This is a genomic window from Alistipes onderdonkii, from assembly GCF_025145285.1.
Classification (GTDB): Bacteria; Bacteroidota; Bacteroidia; order Bacteroidales; family Rikenellaceae; genus Alistipes; species Alistipes onderdonkii.
In genome coordinates, this window is sequence record NZ_CP102251.1 from 2,903,362 (window position 1) to 2,918,884 (window position 15,523).

The window sequence follows — 15,523 nt, forward strand, 5'->3', positions numbered from 1 at the left end:
GCATTAGGTGTTTAATATCCTTCGTTTTGTCCCAGGGTTCTCCAGTCGGGCATGCCGTCGAACTGCGTCTGCGGGATGGGGCGTACGACGTGGTACTCCTTGATGTTGTCCTTTGCATCGGGGTTGTAGATCCTCACCTGGTCGATGAGCCTGCCGAAGCGTTTCAGGTCGAGCCGCCGCTGCCACTCGCCGAAGAGCTCGCGGGCGCGTTCCTCGAGGATGAAATCGAGCGTCATGTCCTCTTCGGTGACCTTCATGGCCTCTTCGTATTCGGGCTTTTCGTGGTTGACGGCGCGTTTGCGCAGCTGGGTTATGTCCTCGGCGGCACCCTTCAGGTCGCGGTTCTCCGTGCTCCGGATACGCGCCTCGGCACGGATCAGGTAAAGTTCGCCCAGCCGGATCACAGGGTAGCTGCGATCCGACAGCTCCGACATGTTGCCCGGCCGGGTGTGGTCGTAGAACTTGGTCATGCCGATGAACGTCCAGCGATCCTGCGGGATGCCGTCGGCGTCGAACATGTCGTTGCGGTCGAATACCGTGAAGGTCTTTTCCATGCGCTTGTGTTCCTCGACGGGCAGTACGTCGGGACAGAGGTAGAGCGCCGTGTCGATGTATTCGCGCCACTGGTTGAGCGGGAAGGCCGAACGGTCGTCGGCCGGGTCGTTGTAATACCATACCCATTGGTGCAGGTCGCTCCAGCGTTTGTCGGCGTCGCGGTCGAACAGATCCATGAAGTAGGTCGAGGGGATCGCCTGGCAGCCGCCGTAGCCCGTCCATTTGAGCATGGTCTGCACGCCCGGGAAACGGTCGATATACATGGCATACCACGACCAGTAGCCGTTGGCCTGGCGGAAGGCGTCGTCCTCGGTGAATTCCGTCGTCCAGATGAATTCGTTGTTGGTCTTGTCGTCGGCCCACAGGTCTTTGAGCGAGGGGCAGAGCTCCAGCCCGTAGTGGCCGATCACCTGCGATGCCATGTCTGCGGCCTCGTCCCACTGTTCGTTGTAGAGGTACATGCGTGCGAGCAGCGCCTTGGCTGCGGGCATGTCGATGCGCCCCGATTCCGTGGTGCGCGTGTCGGGGAATAGCCCGATGGCCGTCTCGAGTGCGCCGATGATCTCTTCGTAGAACTTCGCGCGGGGCGAACGGCGGGCTTCGGTGCCCTCGGTCTCGTCGGTTGTCATCGGCAGGTAGCTGTCGCCCCACGTCTCGGTGACGATCCACAGGAACAGGGCCCGCATGACATACATCTCCGCTTTGAACTGGCTCTTTTCGTCCTCGTCGGCAAAGGGCGTCTGGTCGATCGTTTCGAAGAACAGGTTGATGTTGAACAGCGCCTTGTAGCAGTGGTTCCACAGCCATGCCACATTGCCGTTGGTGGCGTCGAGCCCGTAGTAGTCGCACAGGCCCACATCGCCCTGGTTCTTGCCGCGCAGGTAGATGTCCGTCCCCAGTTCGGTCATCAGCGGCCACTGTCCGTCGCCGCCGTAGAGGTTGTTGATCTTGGTGTAGCTCTGGTATACCAGCGCCTTGATGCCGTTTTCCTCCTTGAATATCTCGGTCGTCGACCCGTAGGTTTCTTCTTCGAGGAAGCTCTGGCATCCGGTCAGCCCTATCGTAAGTGCCGCCGCAAACAGGATGAGTATCTTTTTCATGGTCTGGTTTTCGGATTTTAAGTTAGAACTGGACATTCGCGCCGAAGATATAGAACGACTCCCACCACGAGATGCCGCCCGTGTTCTGGAACTGGCTGTAACGCCACGGGGTGTTCATGGTCACATAGAAGCGCGTCTTCTTCACCACGCGCCCCATCCATGCCCGGGGCAGGGTGTAGCCGAGCGTAATGTTGCGGATGTTCACGTAGCTGTTCTTGTAGTAGCCCGTGGCGTCGAGGTATTTGATCGACTGTCCTTCGACCGGGCGTGGATGTCGGTCGGAGGGTCTTTCGGGCGTCCAGTAGTCGATCTTGTAGGTGTTCCAGCGCCCGAGCTGGTTCGCCCATTCGCTCGTGCTGCGGCCGTCGTGGGCCAGCGAGCCGAACTCGCCGTATACGTCGACCGAGAAGTCGATGTTCTTCCACTCCGCATTGATCTGCAGCCCGCCGACCCAGTCGGGGCGTGTCGTGCCGAGGATCGTGCGGTCGTTGCCGTCGATCTTGCCGTTGCCGTCCAGGTCGGCGACCTTGACCTCGCCGGGTTTCTGTCCGTAGATCGCAGCCAGGTCGGCTTCGTTTTCCTGCCAGATGCCTACCTGTTTGTAATTATAGTGTACGCCGTTGACCGGATAGCCTACGAACAGGCCGTTGTTGATGTCTTCCTTCATCTTGGGATCCTGCAGGCGTACCAGCTCCTCCTTGTTGCGGTAATACGAGAGGTTCACCCCCAGGTGGAAGTCCTTCGTTTCCACGGGGACGGTCGAGAGGCTTACCTCCCAGCCGCGGTTGCGGGTGTCGCCGATGTTCGTCCACGCCCGGTTGAAGCCCGAAGTATAGGGCAGCACCTTGAGGTAGAGCAGGTCGTAGCTCTTCGAATCGTAATAGTCGATCGTACCGTGGATACGTCCCTTGAGGAACCCGAAGTCGAGGCCGATGTCGAGCATCTTGTTGCGCTCCCACTCCAGGTCGGGCGTCGGGCGGGTTTCGGGCTCCAGCCCCGGGCGGTGCAGCTCACCGCCGTTGAAATTGGCGTATTTGCCGTGCAGCGTACCTGCCGTGGCATAGGCCGCGATCGAGTAGTTGCCCGTCATGCCGTACGAGGCGCGCAGCTTGAGGTTCGAAATCCACTCCACGTCCTTGAGGAAGGGCTCTTCCGAAATGCGCCACGCGATGGCCCCCGAAGGGAAGAAAGCCCATTTATGCCCCGGCGAGAGCTGCGACGCACCGTCCTCGCGGAACGACGCGGTGACGATGTACCGGTCGTCGTAGGAGTATTGCACGCGCCCGACGACCGAAACCATCTGGCTGCGGACGAAGCCCGAGGACAGGCTTTTCGAATCGGTCAGGCGTCCCATGTTGTACCACAGGTAGGCGGGCGATTCCTGGTCTTTGCCCGACATGGATGCGTTGACCGTCTGGCGGTTTTGCATTTCATAGACGGCCGTCAGGTCGATATTGTGCCTGCCGAACTGGCGTTTGTAGCTGAGCACGTTGTTCCAGACCCAGTCGGCCTTGCGGTTGTTGTGCATGAAGGCCACGTTGCGCTCGTCGGTATACGATACCGAGCGGTTGTCGTAGTAATAGCCGCGCGACGAGAAGGCGGGGCTGTATGCGAAGTTGGTATTGAACGTGAGCCCCTTCGCCAGGTCGATCTGGGCGAAGAAGCGCAGGAAGAGTTTCCACTCCTCGGTCTTGTCCTTATATACGTCGTCGCTCTCGTTCATGTAGGGGTTCTTCACGAACGGGTCGCCGAAGGGGTAGACGTTGTAGCTGCCGTCCTCGTTGCGGGTCTGTGTGAGCGGGGACATGTGCAGGAACTGGTTGAACATATCCGGCTTGTCGTTCTTGACGATGTAGTATGCGCGGCTCGAAAGTCCTACCTTGAGGAACGGCAGCACCTTGTGCGAGAGGTCTGCGGTCAGGTAAAAGTGGTCGTGCCCCGCGTTTTTGTAGCGGCTGTCTTCGTTCTTGTAGTTGAATGCGATTTTGTAGGCGCTTTTGTCCGTTGCCGCCGAAATGGTCAGCGAGTGGCTTGTCCACAGGCGTTTCTTGTTGAAATACTTTCCCATCCAGTCATTGTCGACCTTGCCCATGTTGGCCAGTTCGATCCCGAAAAACGCCTTTGCGTCGTCGGCTTCGCTGTGCCAGGTGCCTGCCGCACGGCTCGCCTCGCGCTGGAATGCGACGTATTCGTCGGCGTCCATTACGTCGAGCGAACCCCAGTTGTTGACGCCTGCACCCACGAACCCGTCGTAGGTTACCGTCGTCTTGCCCTGTCTGGCCTGTTTGGTCGTAATCAGGATAACGCCGTTGGCGCCGCGGGCGCCGTAGATGGCCGTCGAGGACGCGTCTTTCAGCACGTCGATCGACTCGATGTCCCCGGGGTTGATCGAGGACAGCGTTTCGTCGTAGGGAATGCCGTCGAGGACGATCAGCGGGTCGTTGCTGGCATTGCGCGAGCGGGTGCCGCGTATGCGGATCGAACCCCCGTCCATCCTAATCCCGGCGATGCCGGTCAACGCCGTGGTGATGTTGTAGGCCGGGATACGCTCGATACGGTCTGCCGAGATCGAGCTGACGGAACCTGTGATGTCCTTGCGTTTCATCGTGGTGTAGCCCGTCACGACGACATCTTCCAGACCAATCATGTCCTCCGACAGGACTACGTCCACCGAAGTGCGTCCGGCTCCCACCTTGACGGTCTGCGGCAGCATGCCGAGGAACGATATTTCCAGCAAGTCGCCGTCTTCCACCCCCTCGAGTGCGTAGTGTCCCGCGTTGTCGGTCAGCGTGCCGCGTGACGATCCTTTTATTACGACGGAAGCGCCCGCAACGGCTGCCCCGTGCGTGTCCTCGACGATGCCCGATACCGTACGCCGGATTTCCCCCCCCCTGTATTTTGGGGGTTGACAGTTGCTGTTGCGGAACTTTCCGCGGCCGCATTTGCCGCCGCCGGCAACATCAGGGCCGACAGCACCAGGACAAAACCGCCTCTCATAATGCCCGATAGCCTGTGCTGGGGTCGCCGGCCGGCATGGATGATTGGATAGAAATGTTGCATGGTTCAGTAGTTTAGGTTAGTGTGGTTTGGGTTGGTTGATTAATAGTTGAACATTTTTAATAATGTATGAACATTAACGTCTACTGCAAATTTATACATAGATTTTTAAAATACAACTTTTTTCAGCTCTTTTTTTATGATAATTTGTGAACATCCGCTGTATTTCCCTTATTCGGAGGATTTCCGGTATCTCTGTGGATAGTACCTGTTTGCCTGCATGATTTTTGCCGGAGCCGAGTCTGCACGGTTCCGAAGCGATCTCCGATTCCCTGTGCCCGGGGCTGCCGCCGTGCCGGTGTGTGCATCGTGCGGCCGTTGCGGGCTGTTTGTATGTACATGAAATCTTCTCGATGCGCGATGCTGCCGCCTGCCCGACGGATTGCTGCCCGCCCGCCGCCCGCTTTCTGCCGTGTGCCGCCTGCCGCCTGCTGCCCGTCGCCTGCTGCCTGCTTTCTGCTGTGTGACGCCCGCTGCCCGCCGCCTGTTCGGCAGGTTGCCCCCGCCTGCCGGTTCGCGTGGCGTGCGGCGTTGTCTGGCATTTCTGGCGTTGCGATACCCGCATTGTTCCGGCTCCTTCCGTTGTCCCTGCTTTCCCATTGTCTCCGACCCCTTCCCGGACGGGACGTTCGGAAAAAGTAACGGCGCATCCGGACAACGGATGCGCCGCCGATGGGGAATATGCCTGCCGCTATTCGGGGAGTTTCCCGGTTCCCCAGCGGGTGTTGGGCTCGGGCCCCAGCCATAGCTCGAGCAGGCCGCCGCGTGCGAATTCTTCGTGCGGGAACCAGAAGTTGTTGAGCACCCGGCCGTTGAGGCGTGCGCGTTGGATATAACAGTTCTTGTCCGAATTGCCGTAGGTGCGGATGACGAACCGGTCGGAACGGTCGGCCGGGTAATAACGCTTGTCGAGACGGATCGACACCTCGTCGAAGACCGGCGAGGTGATCTCGTATACGGGGCGGGCAGCGGCCGTGCCCCGCGTACTGAACAACCCGATCGACATCAGTGCGCTCACGCCGCCCATTTGTCCCTGGTCTTCGTCGTGCCCGCCATACCCCCGGTCGGGCGTGGTGCCCCCGTAAGCCTGTTCGTTCACCCGGCGAACCCAGTATTGCGTGAGCCAGGGTTTCCCGCCCCAGCTGAATACGTGTGCGTTGGAGCATCCCGGCTGGTTGGCGTAGCTGACGTAGCCTTGTCCGTAGCCGAACACGAAATCCTGCGGCGCAGCCTGCTCGAATGCATAATTGAGCTTCCCGCAGAATTTGTCATAACCGCCCATGAGCGTTGCGAGGGTCGGTAGTTCGTGCGATACGCCCCAGGTGGCCTGCCAGGCATTGGCCTCGATCCAGCCGGTGCCCCTGAGCGGATCGTCGTGCAGCCATTGGCCCTGCTCGTCCTTGGGGAAGAGCAACTGCTGGTCGGGGCGGTATAGCTTGCGCCATCCGTGGGATCGGTTGCCGAAGTAGGCGGCCTCATCCTCCAGTCCCAAACGCACGGCCATTTGTGCGAGCGCCCAATCCTGGAAGTTCGACTCGATCGTCATCCCGGCGTTTTTCGGCTGGTAGCCGTGTTCGAGGTAAAATTCCCCGATTCCCTGCATGCCGCCCGGCATATGGTTGCGTTGCATCGTCCGGAAAGCGTGCATCGGGTCGCATTTGCGCATCAGCCCTTTGTTATAGGCCGAGACGATGAGCGGCGTGGCCGGACATCCGGACATGATGTAGGTATATCCTCCGGCGCAGGGCCCCCGGGGAATCAGCCCGCCGTTGTCGGCATAGCGGATGAGCGAGGCCGACATTTCGTCGGGCATTTCGGGCCATCCCAGCCCCCACAGGACGTTGAGGTTCCACTGCGTGAGCCAGAAGGCGTCGGAATTATACATGTGATGCACGACGCGGCCTGCCGCATCGCGCGGGAGCGTACGGGTCTTGACCCGGATGTCGCGCGTGAACGAACCTGCGCGCTGGCCGTCCGTCAGGTCGGGGTATTCGCCGTTCACGTCGTCGATCTTGTGGCGGCCCAGCAGGACATGCCACAGGTCGGTGTAGAATTTTGTCCGTTGTTGCTGCGTGCCGCCTTTTACCTCGATGCGTCCCAGCCATTCGTTCCATTCGTCCTGTGCCGCGCGGCGCACGGCGTCGAAGTCCCAGGTCGTGGCGTCATGCGTGAGGTTCTCCCGTGCATTTTCCGTACTGACGTACGATACGGCCGTGCGGACATGGATGCGGTCGCCCGTACGGACACCGTAATGTGCCGCGACGCCCGATGTGGGGGAGTCCAGGTAACTCAGCGCTTCGCGCGGGTGGCGCCTGGTGATTTCGGAGGAGCCTTCGAGCGAGTCGATTCCGGAATAACGGCGTGTGCCGACCCATCCGTCGAGTCGGTCGAACGGCCGGTCGAAACGGACGACGAAGTAAACCCTGACGTTCTCGGGGCCGCCCCAGTGGCGGCCGTAGGTGTCGAAGCTGCCCTCGATTTCGTGCTCTCCGACCCGCTGCACGCGGGCGTTGCACATGGTCGTCGACGCCAGATAGCCGCCCAGGTTCAGGAGTATGCCGGCTTCGGCGTCCCGGGTGAAGGTCAGGCGGTAGAACCCCGTGCGGTCAGTAGCCGTCTGCTCGACCCAGATGCCGTAATCCTCCAGGAAGAGGCGGTGGTAACCCGGCTGGGCGATTTCGCCCTCGTGCCGGAAGTGCGATTTCCAGTGCCCTTCGCCGAGGGTGGGATCGACGTTGCCGGTCGTCGGCATGAGTGTAAGCCCGGCCAGCACCCAGTTGTGTATCTGCGGGAAGCCGAGCACCTCGGTCGAATTGTAGTTGTAGCCCCCGCCGTACTGGTTGCGGTTGCGGGTCAGCGGTGCGGCGCCGATCATGCCGAACGGCTGGTTGCCCGTGATGAAGAAGAAATAGCGCCCCTTGGTCGTTTCGATGAACGGGTCGACCTGCGAGACGAAATCGCCTCCGGCCTCGGCGGGCGGGAATGCCTCGATCTCGGAGAGCCCGACATGGGAACCCACGGCGTCGTTGACCTCGAATTTCACCCATCTGACCCGTTTGGGCGCGAATTCCACGACCTTGGGCTCCCCGTTGTCCGGGATCCCGACTACTCCGATACGTGTGCCGTCGCTGAAAAAGAGGTCGCCGCCTGCCGTATGCGCATCGCCCGTCGGCCGGTCGTAGAGGACGATGCGCGAGAGGGTGACCTCCTCGTCCCAGTCGAGCCGGATCCAGGGGTAGGGTAATTGCTGCCAGTAGGGCATCTGCGCTGCCGATACCCATTCGCCCGCATTGTCGAGGCGGATGTAGCCGTCGTTGACTTTCGAGGCATCGCCGTCGGCATTGAGCGACGACGATGCCGTGGCGCGGGCTTTCGGGGCGATATTGTAGGTGCCGCCGAGTGCCGGGAACGAGATTCCCGCCACGCAAAACAGGGTTAACAGCTCTTTTTTCATCGCGATGTGCTTACGTTAAGGTTCGTATTGCATGAATATACGAATAATATCGTCTCGCCGGTTCCTGTTCCGGCCCGCAGCCCGGGAATATACCCGTTATTTCATAAAAGCCTTCACGACCATGATCTCGCGCCCCGAGGTGTTGACGATGCGGTAGGAGCCTGCCGCCGCCGAAATTACCAGCGTTTCGGCATAGCTCAGACGGAAGCGGCTGCCGCCCGCGGTTTCGACCTCGGCGCTTTCGCCCTCGACCAGGTTCAGGACATGGCATTTTCCCTGCGTTGCGACCTCCACCGAGGTGTTGAGCTTGTAACGGTGCACGTCGTAGGAGTGGTTGCGGTGCGTGGGCAGGTGCCACAGTTCCCAGTCCGCCCCCTTGTCGAGCAGCGCGGGGTGCGACACCAGCTCCCGTTTCACGGTTTCGCCCTTGCGGTCGAAGCAGAGGTTCTCCATTGCGCGGCGGATGTTCAGCGGGCGCGGTTTCCCGTCGAGGTCGAGCGCCAGCCAGTCGTACATCTTGAATGTGAAGATGTAAGGCGTGGTGCTGATCTCCAGCACGAGGTTGTTGCGTCCCGAGCTGTGGAGCGTGCCCGGCGGTATGAGGAACAGGTCGTGCCGCGCCGACTGTTCGGCGTTGATGTAGCGCGGCACGTCGAGTTCCGTGCCTTTTTCGAAGCTTTCGGTCAGCGCCCGTTCGAACTTCGCAGGGTCGATATCCTCTTTGAACCCGAGGTATACGACCGACCCGGGTGCCGTGTCGAGGATATAGTAAGTCTCCTCCTGAGTCAGTACCTCGCCGAAATTCCTGCGGATATATTCCCGCTGCGGGTGGCACTGGATCGAAAGGTTGCCGCCGTCGAAGTTGTCGAGGTAGTCCATGCGGATCGGGAATTCGTCGCCGTATGCGTCGTAGCACGCGCTGCCGACGACCTGCTCGCCGCCCTGGAACATCACCATGTCGAACGACACTTCGAGCATCTTGCCGTCGCTGCCGAAGATCAGCCCGTTTTCCGGTACGATCAGCTCGAACGACCATGCGTAGTTGGGCACGTCGTGGGGTAGTGCGCCGATGTGTTCGCGGATCCATTGGCCTCCCCACGCCCCGGGTTCGAACCACGGCCGGACGCGGAATCCGTTTGCGGCGAGGTGCTCCAGGCCGCGGCGCAGGTCGGTGCCCTCGGCCCAGGTGATCTCCCCTTCGCGCTGCCCGTCGACGATTATGCCGATGCGGGGCAGCAGCTCCTTCTTGTGGCGGTTCAGTACGACCCAGTCGACGAAATAGAACCGCTTGTACATCTTTTTCGGGGGTTCGGGCTGCGTGGCCCCCAGGTTGGCGATGCTGCCCGCACGCGAGCGGAACTGGATCTCGTTCTTCGGGATGTCGATATAGACCAACTCGCCCTGCCAGCCGGCCAGCGCGGCGCCGGTGCCGACGAGTATGTTCATCTCCGCCTCGGGGTCGGGTGCGATCGCCCGCAGTTTTTCCCCGTCGAAGAACTCCTCCAGCCGCAGCGGGGTGCGGAAGCCGAAGATCGGGTCGTCGCCGCCCAGATAGGGGGCGACCAGGCGCTCGATCTCCTCCTGCGGCCGCAGGGCCGCGTCGACGCTCCACCACACGGGGCGGATGCCCAGCTGCGTGAGCGCACGGTTCAGCTCCTGCCGGAAGAGGTCGAAGCGTACGCCGACATAGCCGTCGACGACAACCTGCTTTTGCCCGGCCAGCCGCCGTGCCAGCGACGTGTAGTCGCAGAAAATCTTATCCGCCCCGAGGTCATGTGTCGGGTAGATGTCGTATTGGTTTTTTCCGGTTTCCGGTTTGCATACCGGAAGTGGGTTCTGTGTTGTTTTCCTTAAAAGAGACATAACTATTGTTTGGTTATATGAATAACGATGCTGCGCCGATCAGGGCGGCATGGTCGGGCCGGGCCGGGAGCCCTATCCTGATCCGGTGGCCGTCGGCTTCGAGCCGGCGTTCCATGGCGGGCCCGAACAGCGGGTAGGCCCGCGAGATATTCCCGCCGAGCACCAGCATGTCGGCGCGGAAGCGTTCCGCCACGGGGGCTGCGAATGCCGCCAGCCGCTCCCCGTATTCGTCGAACAGGCGCCGTGCCGCGGGGTCTTCCGCATGGCGTTCGGCAGCTTCGCGTGCGCCGCTTATCTCCTGCCCGGTCAGCTCCCGGTAGCGGCCGCATACCCAGCGGGTCGAGAAGGCCTCATCGACGATGCCCCCTTCGAACGGCAGGCAGTATACCCAGCCGTTGGCGGGCACCTCGTCGCCCGAGGTCACCAGCCTGCGGCCGGCCACGAAGCCCGACCCGACGCCCGTGCCGAGCGTCAGCGCCACTACGCGTTCGGCGTCGTCCGCGACCCCGCCGAGGCATTCGCCCAGCGCGAAGGCCGCCGCGTCGTTGACATAGCGGAACTCCTCCGTGCCGCACTCCCGCAGCAGCGGGTAGAGCGTCGCCGCGACGTCGAGCCCGTAGATGCGCTCGAACTTCCGCACGCCCCGGATCAGCGAAATGCCCCGCTCGTAGTCGAACGGCCCGGGGAAGGCGAAGCCTGCGCACCGGATGCGTCCGATGCCCGATGCCGCGGCCGTGCGCCGGATGTTCGCGGCCCAGGCCCCGGCGATCGTGCGGGCCCCGGCCGCCGCGTCGACTTTGTCCGTGTGCGGTTCCCCGCACAGTTGCCCCGTGGCGAGGTCTACCACCGCCGAGCAGACATGGCTGCCGCCGATGTCCACGCCCAGGGCGTAGCGATTATGTGCCGATTGTGCCATGACGGTATATTTTTCGTAGTTATTTGTTCAGCCGGGTGTTGGGCTCCGCGGCGAGGTTCACCCGCAGCGTGCCGCCGCCGACCACTTCGGCGAAGGGAAGCTGTACGCTCTGCAAGGGTTTGCCGTCCAGTTCCAGCGAACCGATATAGTAATTCTCCGGCGTGTTGCCCGTCGTTTCGATCACGAACTCCTTGCCCGTGTAGTAATCGGGGTTGAGGCGGATCGTCACCTTGTCGAACAAGGGGCTGCCGATCTGGAACGTCGGGTCGGGGGCGGTGAGCCCCTTCGCGTCGAAGAGCCCCATCGAGGCCATGACGTACCATGCCCCCAGCTGTCCCTGGTCTTCGTCCTGCCCGTAGCCGTAGCCGTGGATCTCCTCCGTGCCGTAGAATTCGTTGCAGATCGTGCGCATCCATTTCTGCGAGAGCCACGGTTTGCCCGAGAAGTTGAACAGCGCCGAGATGTGGAGGTTCGGTTGGTTGCCGTGGTTGTAATAGGCATGGACTCCCGCAAAGGCATTGATCGTCTTGCCGCCGCCGAAGACGCTCTCGCGCGAGATGAGGAACGTGCTGTCGAGGCGGTTGTTGAACTCCTCGCGGCCGACCATCTCGACCAGCCGGTCGATGTCGTGGGGCACGTAGTAGGTGTACTGCACGGCATTGCCCTCCTGGAATCCGGCCCATGCCGCATAGGGGTCGAAGTCGGCGATGAATTCACCGCTGCGATCCCGCGGCCGGATGTACTTGGTTTCGGGGTCGAAAAGCAGCTCCCACCCGCCCGAGAGCTTCTTGAGCTGCTCGTAATCGGCCTCATGGCCCAACTGGCGGGCCATCTGCGCGACGGCATAGGCGCTGAACGAGTATTCGAGCGTATGCGATGCCGCGAATCCCGAGCCGTCGGGCGTGGTCTGCATGCCCAGTTCGGGCAGGTAGGGCGAATAGCCCTGACTGACGAATTTCCCCACGTCCAGTTTGCCCGCGCCGGCCGGGCGGCCTTCGCTGCCCAGCTCGTTCTTGCGGGCGGCCTGGTAGCCCAGCGCCACGTCGAAGTTGCGGATGCCGCAGTTGTAGGCCGCGGCAATGGCGAGCCCCGTGAAGTTGGTGCCTACGCCCGAGACGTACTTGCTGCATGCGATGCCGTCGCCGAGCCATCCGGCGTCCTTGTAGACCAGCAGCTGGCTTGCCACCCAGTCGGCATAGTATTCGGGATAGGCGATGCTCCACAGCTGCGTGAGGTTCCAGTAGGCGCCCCAGATCGCATCGGTATTGTAATAGTCGTGCACCGGCCTGCCCGCACCGTCGAGGGCAATTTGTCCGACCGTGCCGTCGTTGGCCGGATAGGCCCCGTTCACGTCGTTGGCCAGGCCGCGTCCCAGCAGGGCGTGGAACAGCCCCGTGTAGAACTTCACGCGGTCATCGTGCAGGCCGCCCTCGACGCGAAGCCGGCCCAGCGCCTCTTCCCACGTGTCGTTCGCCTCGCGGCGCACCCGGTCGAAATCTTTGCCGGCAGCCTCCTTTTCGAGGTTCAGCCGCGCGTTCTCCACCGACGTGTACGACAGGCCGATCTTCAGCCCCACCTGCTGACGCTCGCGGGTGTCGAAACGCAGGTAGAGCCCTGCTCCGGCGCCTGTGCGGCTGCGCTCCCCCACGAAGGTTTGCTCGCCGCTGAACGCGCCCCAGGCCGCAGGCTCGGCATCGAGTACGGCGCTGAAATACATTGTCACCGTGGCACCTTTCTGGTAAATGTCGACATAGGCGGGCTCGGTCACCACCCAGCCCTCGATACGTCCGTCGTCGGTGTAGGTCACCGACGCGTCGCGCACCGGGCCGCTTTCGCCCATGCGCGTCCCGATGTTGAAGATCAGGTTCGCCTCCTCCGTTGCCGGGAAGGTATAGCGGTGGAACCCGACCCGTTCGGTGGCCGTCAGTTCGGCCTTGACGCCGTAATCCTTCAGCAGCACGGAGTAGTAGCCGGGGCGCGCCACCTCGTCCTTCTTGTCGAAGCGTGAACGGTAGCCCGCGTCGGGGTTGTCGAGCGGCCCGGGTACGGTCTGAAGTTCGCCGACCGTCGGAGCCACCACCACGCCGCCGACCTGGAACTCGTGGAAGTTGGCGAAGCCCTCGATCGAGGTGTGGCGTGAGTCGTAGCCCACGGCTTCCCAGCCGTTGGGATTCCCCAGGTGGCCGTCGGTCGTCGGAGCCAGTTTGGCCATGCCGAACGGTACGGCCGCCGGGGTGAAGAAGAACCACCGCGAATGTGCGGTGCCGATGCGCGGGTCGACGTAGTCCGTCAGCGGCTCCTGGGCCGTACATGCCGACAGACAGGCCGTCGCGGAGAAGAGGATCAGTTTGTGCAGGTGTTTTTTCATCGTTGATGTTTGCCGGCGGCCGTTGCGGCCGCCTTTGGGTTATATGGTTTTCTGTTTAATGTATATACATGAGGTGCGTGGCGTCCGTCTATTTCGCGGCGAACCTGCGCAGGGCGAGGGCGCAGCCTGCCAGGTAGAGCATACAGGCAGAAATGACCAGCAGCGAACCGGTCTGGCTGCCCAGGAGGTCGGTCGTGAAGCCCATCAGGGGCGGGATGACGGCGCCGCCGCAGACCCCCGTGATCATCAGCCCCGAAATCTCGTTGGCTTTTTCCGGATGGCATTTCAGCGCCGTCGAGTAGATCACCGAGAAGATGCTCGAGCAGGCGAAGCCGATCAGTCCGACCAGCGCCAGCATTCCCACGGTACCCTGTACGAAGTAGAGGACGGCCATGGCGGCGATGGCCGCGAAGATGTGGATGCGGAAATAACGCACGTCGTTCATGCGCACCAGCAGGATCGAACCGATCAGCGCACCGACCGTGCGGCAGACGAAGTAAACGCTCGACCCGAGTCCGGCCTGCTCGACGGGGTAACCGCCGCGTTCGATCAGCAGCTTGGGCGCCACGGTATTCATCCCCACGTCGACGCCGACGACGAAGACGATCCCGAGGAAGAGGAGGAGTACCGTGCGGTCTTTCAGCAGGGCGAACGTCGCACCGACGGGCGAGGCCTGCGGCGCTTCGGCCTCTTCGCGGATGGGGGTGCACATGAGCCATGCGGCCGAGAGCAGCGTGATGAGCGCGAAGATCGGGAAGAGGTATTGCCAGTTGCCCAGCGTGCCGGCGGCGAATGCGGCGATGAAGGGGCCGCAGAACGACGAGACGGCCTTGACGACCTGGCCTGCGGTCAGCGAACTGGTCAGCGCGTCCCCCTTGACCACGTTGGTGAGCAGCGGGTTGAGCGATACCTGGAGGATCGTATTGCCGATGCCCAGCAGCACGAATGCCGTCATGCACGTGGCAAGGTTGTAGTGTACGAACGGGATCAGCATACCGACGGCCGTGATGCCGTTGCTGATCTGTACCATGTTCTTGCGGCCGAGGCGGTTCATGGCGAGGGCCGCCGGAATCGAAAGCAGCAGGAACCAGATGAAGACCATCGAGGGGATGAATCCGGCGAGGGTTTCGCTGAGCCCGAAATCTTGCTGGACATAGCTGGTCGAGATACCGACCACGTCGCAGAAGCCCATGACGAAGAAACCGAACAGGACGGGCAGTAATTTGTGGAGTGACTTGTTCATTTGGGTTGTAGTATTTGTCAGCCGTTGATGAATTCGATCGAGTAGGTGAAACTGTCGGCGCGGTAATAGCCGATGTTATATTCCACCGGGGTGTCGTTTACGTCGAGCACGAAGCGTTTGCGGACGAGGATCGGCTCCCCTTCGTTGATGTCGAGCTTTTCGGCCAGCTCCGCGTTTGCGCTGCGGGCATATACCATCTCGCGCGAGGTCTTGACGACGATGCCGTAATTCTTCCGGAGGTTTTCGTAGAGCGGGAGCGCCATGTCCTCTTCTCCGGTCATCGGGATCGCGGGGTTGAAATAGGAGATGAAATAGACGAACGGCAGGTTCGGGCGTCCGCGCAGGCGCTCCAGGCACAGCAGCCTGGCTCCTTCCGGGGCATTGAGAAACTCGGAAGCCTCGGCGGGCGGCGTCTTGCGGCTGATGTGCAGTTCGAAATTCTGCACGACCATGCCCTGTGCGTGCATCTCCTGCGAAAAACTCATCCAGTTGCGGGCGTTGCTCATCACGTTCTGGGGCGCCACGGTCGTCCCGTATCCTTTCTTGCGGATGAGCAGCCCTTCGAACACCAGCCGGTTGATGGCCTGCCGCAGGGTGTTGCGCGAGATGTTCAGTTCTTTGGATAGCTCCACCTCGTTGGGAAGCAGTTTGCCTTTGCGGTACTCTTCCTGCTGGATCATCCGGCGCAGCAGATCCTCGGCCTGCTGGTGCAGCGGTTTGGAAGAGTTCGGGTCGAGTTGTAATTTCATGTCGTTCGGGCTTTTGTGTTATCCCCGGATTATAGCCGTGCCGGGATCGGCGTATAGCATGGCGCGTAGGGCGATTTGCTGCGGGCATCGGCGCAGGCCTTTCCCGGGGGGCTTTCCCCTGAGTCATTCCTGAGGGGAATTTTTACCCTGTTCGACCCGCTATGTTCCCCTTTGTATCTTGTATATGTTCTGATATTTGTCAATATGTTCATGCAAAT

8 protein-coding genes are annotated in these 15,523 nt (G+C 61.6%); all 8 read right to left on the reverse strand.

Annotated features, from left to right (window positions below):
- Positions 1-11: 11 nt before the first annotated feature.
- Entirely contained in the window at positions 12-1,655 is a 1,644-nt protein-coding gene (locus tag NQ559_RS11795; RefSeq protein ID WP_018696814.1) for a RagB/SusD family nutrient uptake outer membrane protein, read from the reverse strand.
- Between the two features lie 22 nt (positions 1,656-1,677).
- Complete coding sequence (locus tag NQ559_RS11800) at positions 1,678-4,536, reverse strand: SusC/RagA family TonB-linked outer membrane protein (RefSeq protein ID WP_083923881.1); 2,859 nt, start codon at positions 4,534-4,536, stop codon at positions 1,678-1,680.
- 867 nt (positions 4,537-5,403) lie between these two features.
- Positions 5,404-8,166, reverse strand: coding sequence for a GH92 family glycosyl hydrolase (locus NQ559_RS11805; protein WP_033395310.1), 2,763 nt, complete (start codon positions 8,164-8,166; stop codon positions 5,404-5,406).
- Positions 8,167-8,262: 96 nt separating this feature from the next.
- Positions 8,263-10,029 (reverse strand): class I mannose-6-phosphate isomerase, encoded by a 1,767-nt coding sequence (locus NQ559_RS11810; RefSeq protein WP_018696817.1) that lies wholly within the window; start codon positions 10,027-10,029, stop codon positions 8,263-8,265.
- A gap of 13 nt (positions 10,030-10,042) precedes the next feature.
- The gene (locus tag NQ559_RS11815; protein WP_018696818.1) at positions 10,043-10,945 is read right to left on the reverse strand and encodes an ROK family protein; all 903 of its coding nucleotides are present in this window, start codon (positions 10,943-10,945) and stop codon (positions 10,043-10,045) included.
- 19 nt (positions 10,946-10,964) lie between these two features.
- Entirely contained in the window at positions 10,965-13,313 is a 2,349-nt protein-coding gene (locus tag NQ559_RS11820) for a GH92 family glycosyl hydrolase (protein ID WP_018696819.1), read from the reverse strand.
- A gap of 88 nt (positions 13,314-13,401) precedes the next feature.
- On the reverse strand, positions 13,402-14,556 hold the full coding sequence (locus NQ559_RS11825) for an MFS transporter (protein ID WP_018696820.1): 1,155 nt from the start codon (positions 14,554-14,556) through the stop codon (positions 13,402-13,404).
- A 17-nt stretch (positions 14,557-14,573) separates the two neighbouring features.
- Entirely contained in the window at positions 14,574-15,305 is a 732-nt protein-coding gene (locus tag NQ559_RS11830) for a GntR family transcriptional regulator (protein ID WP_018696821.1), read from the reverse strand.
- Between the last annotated feature and the right edge of the window lie 218 nt (positions 15,306-15,523).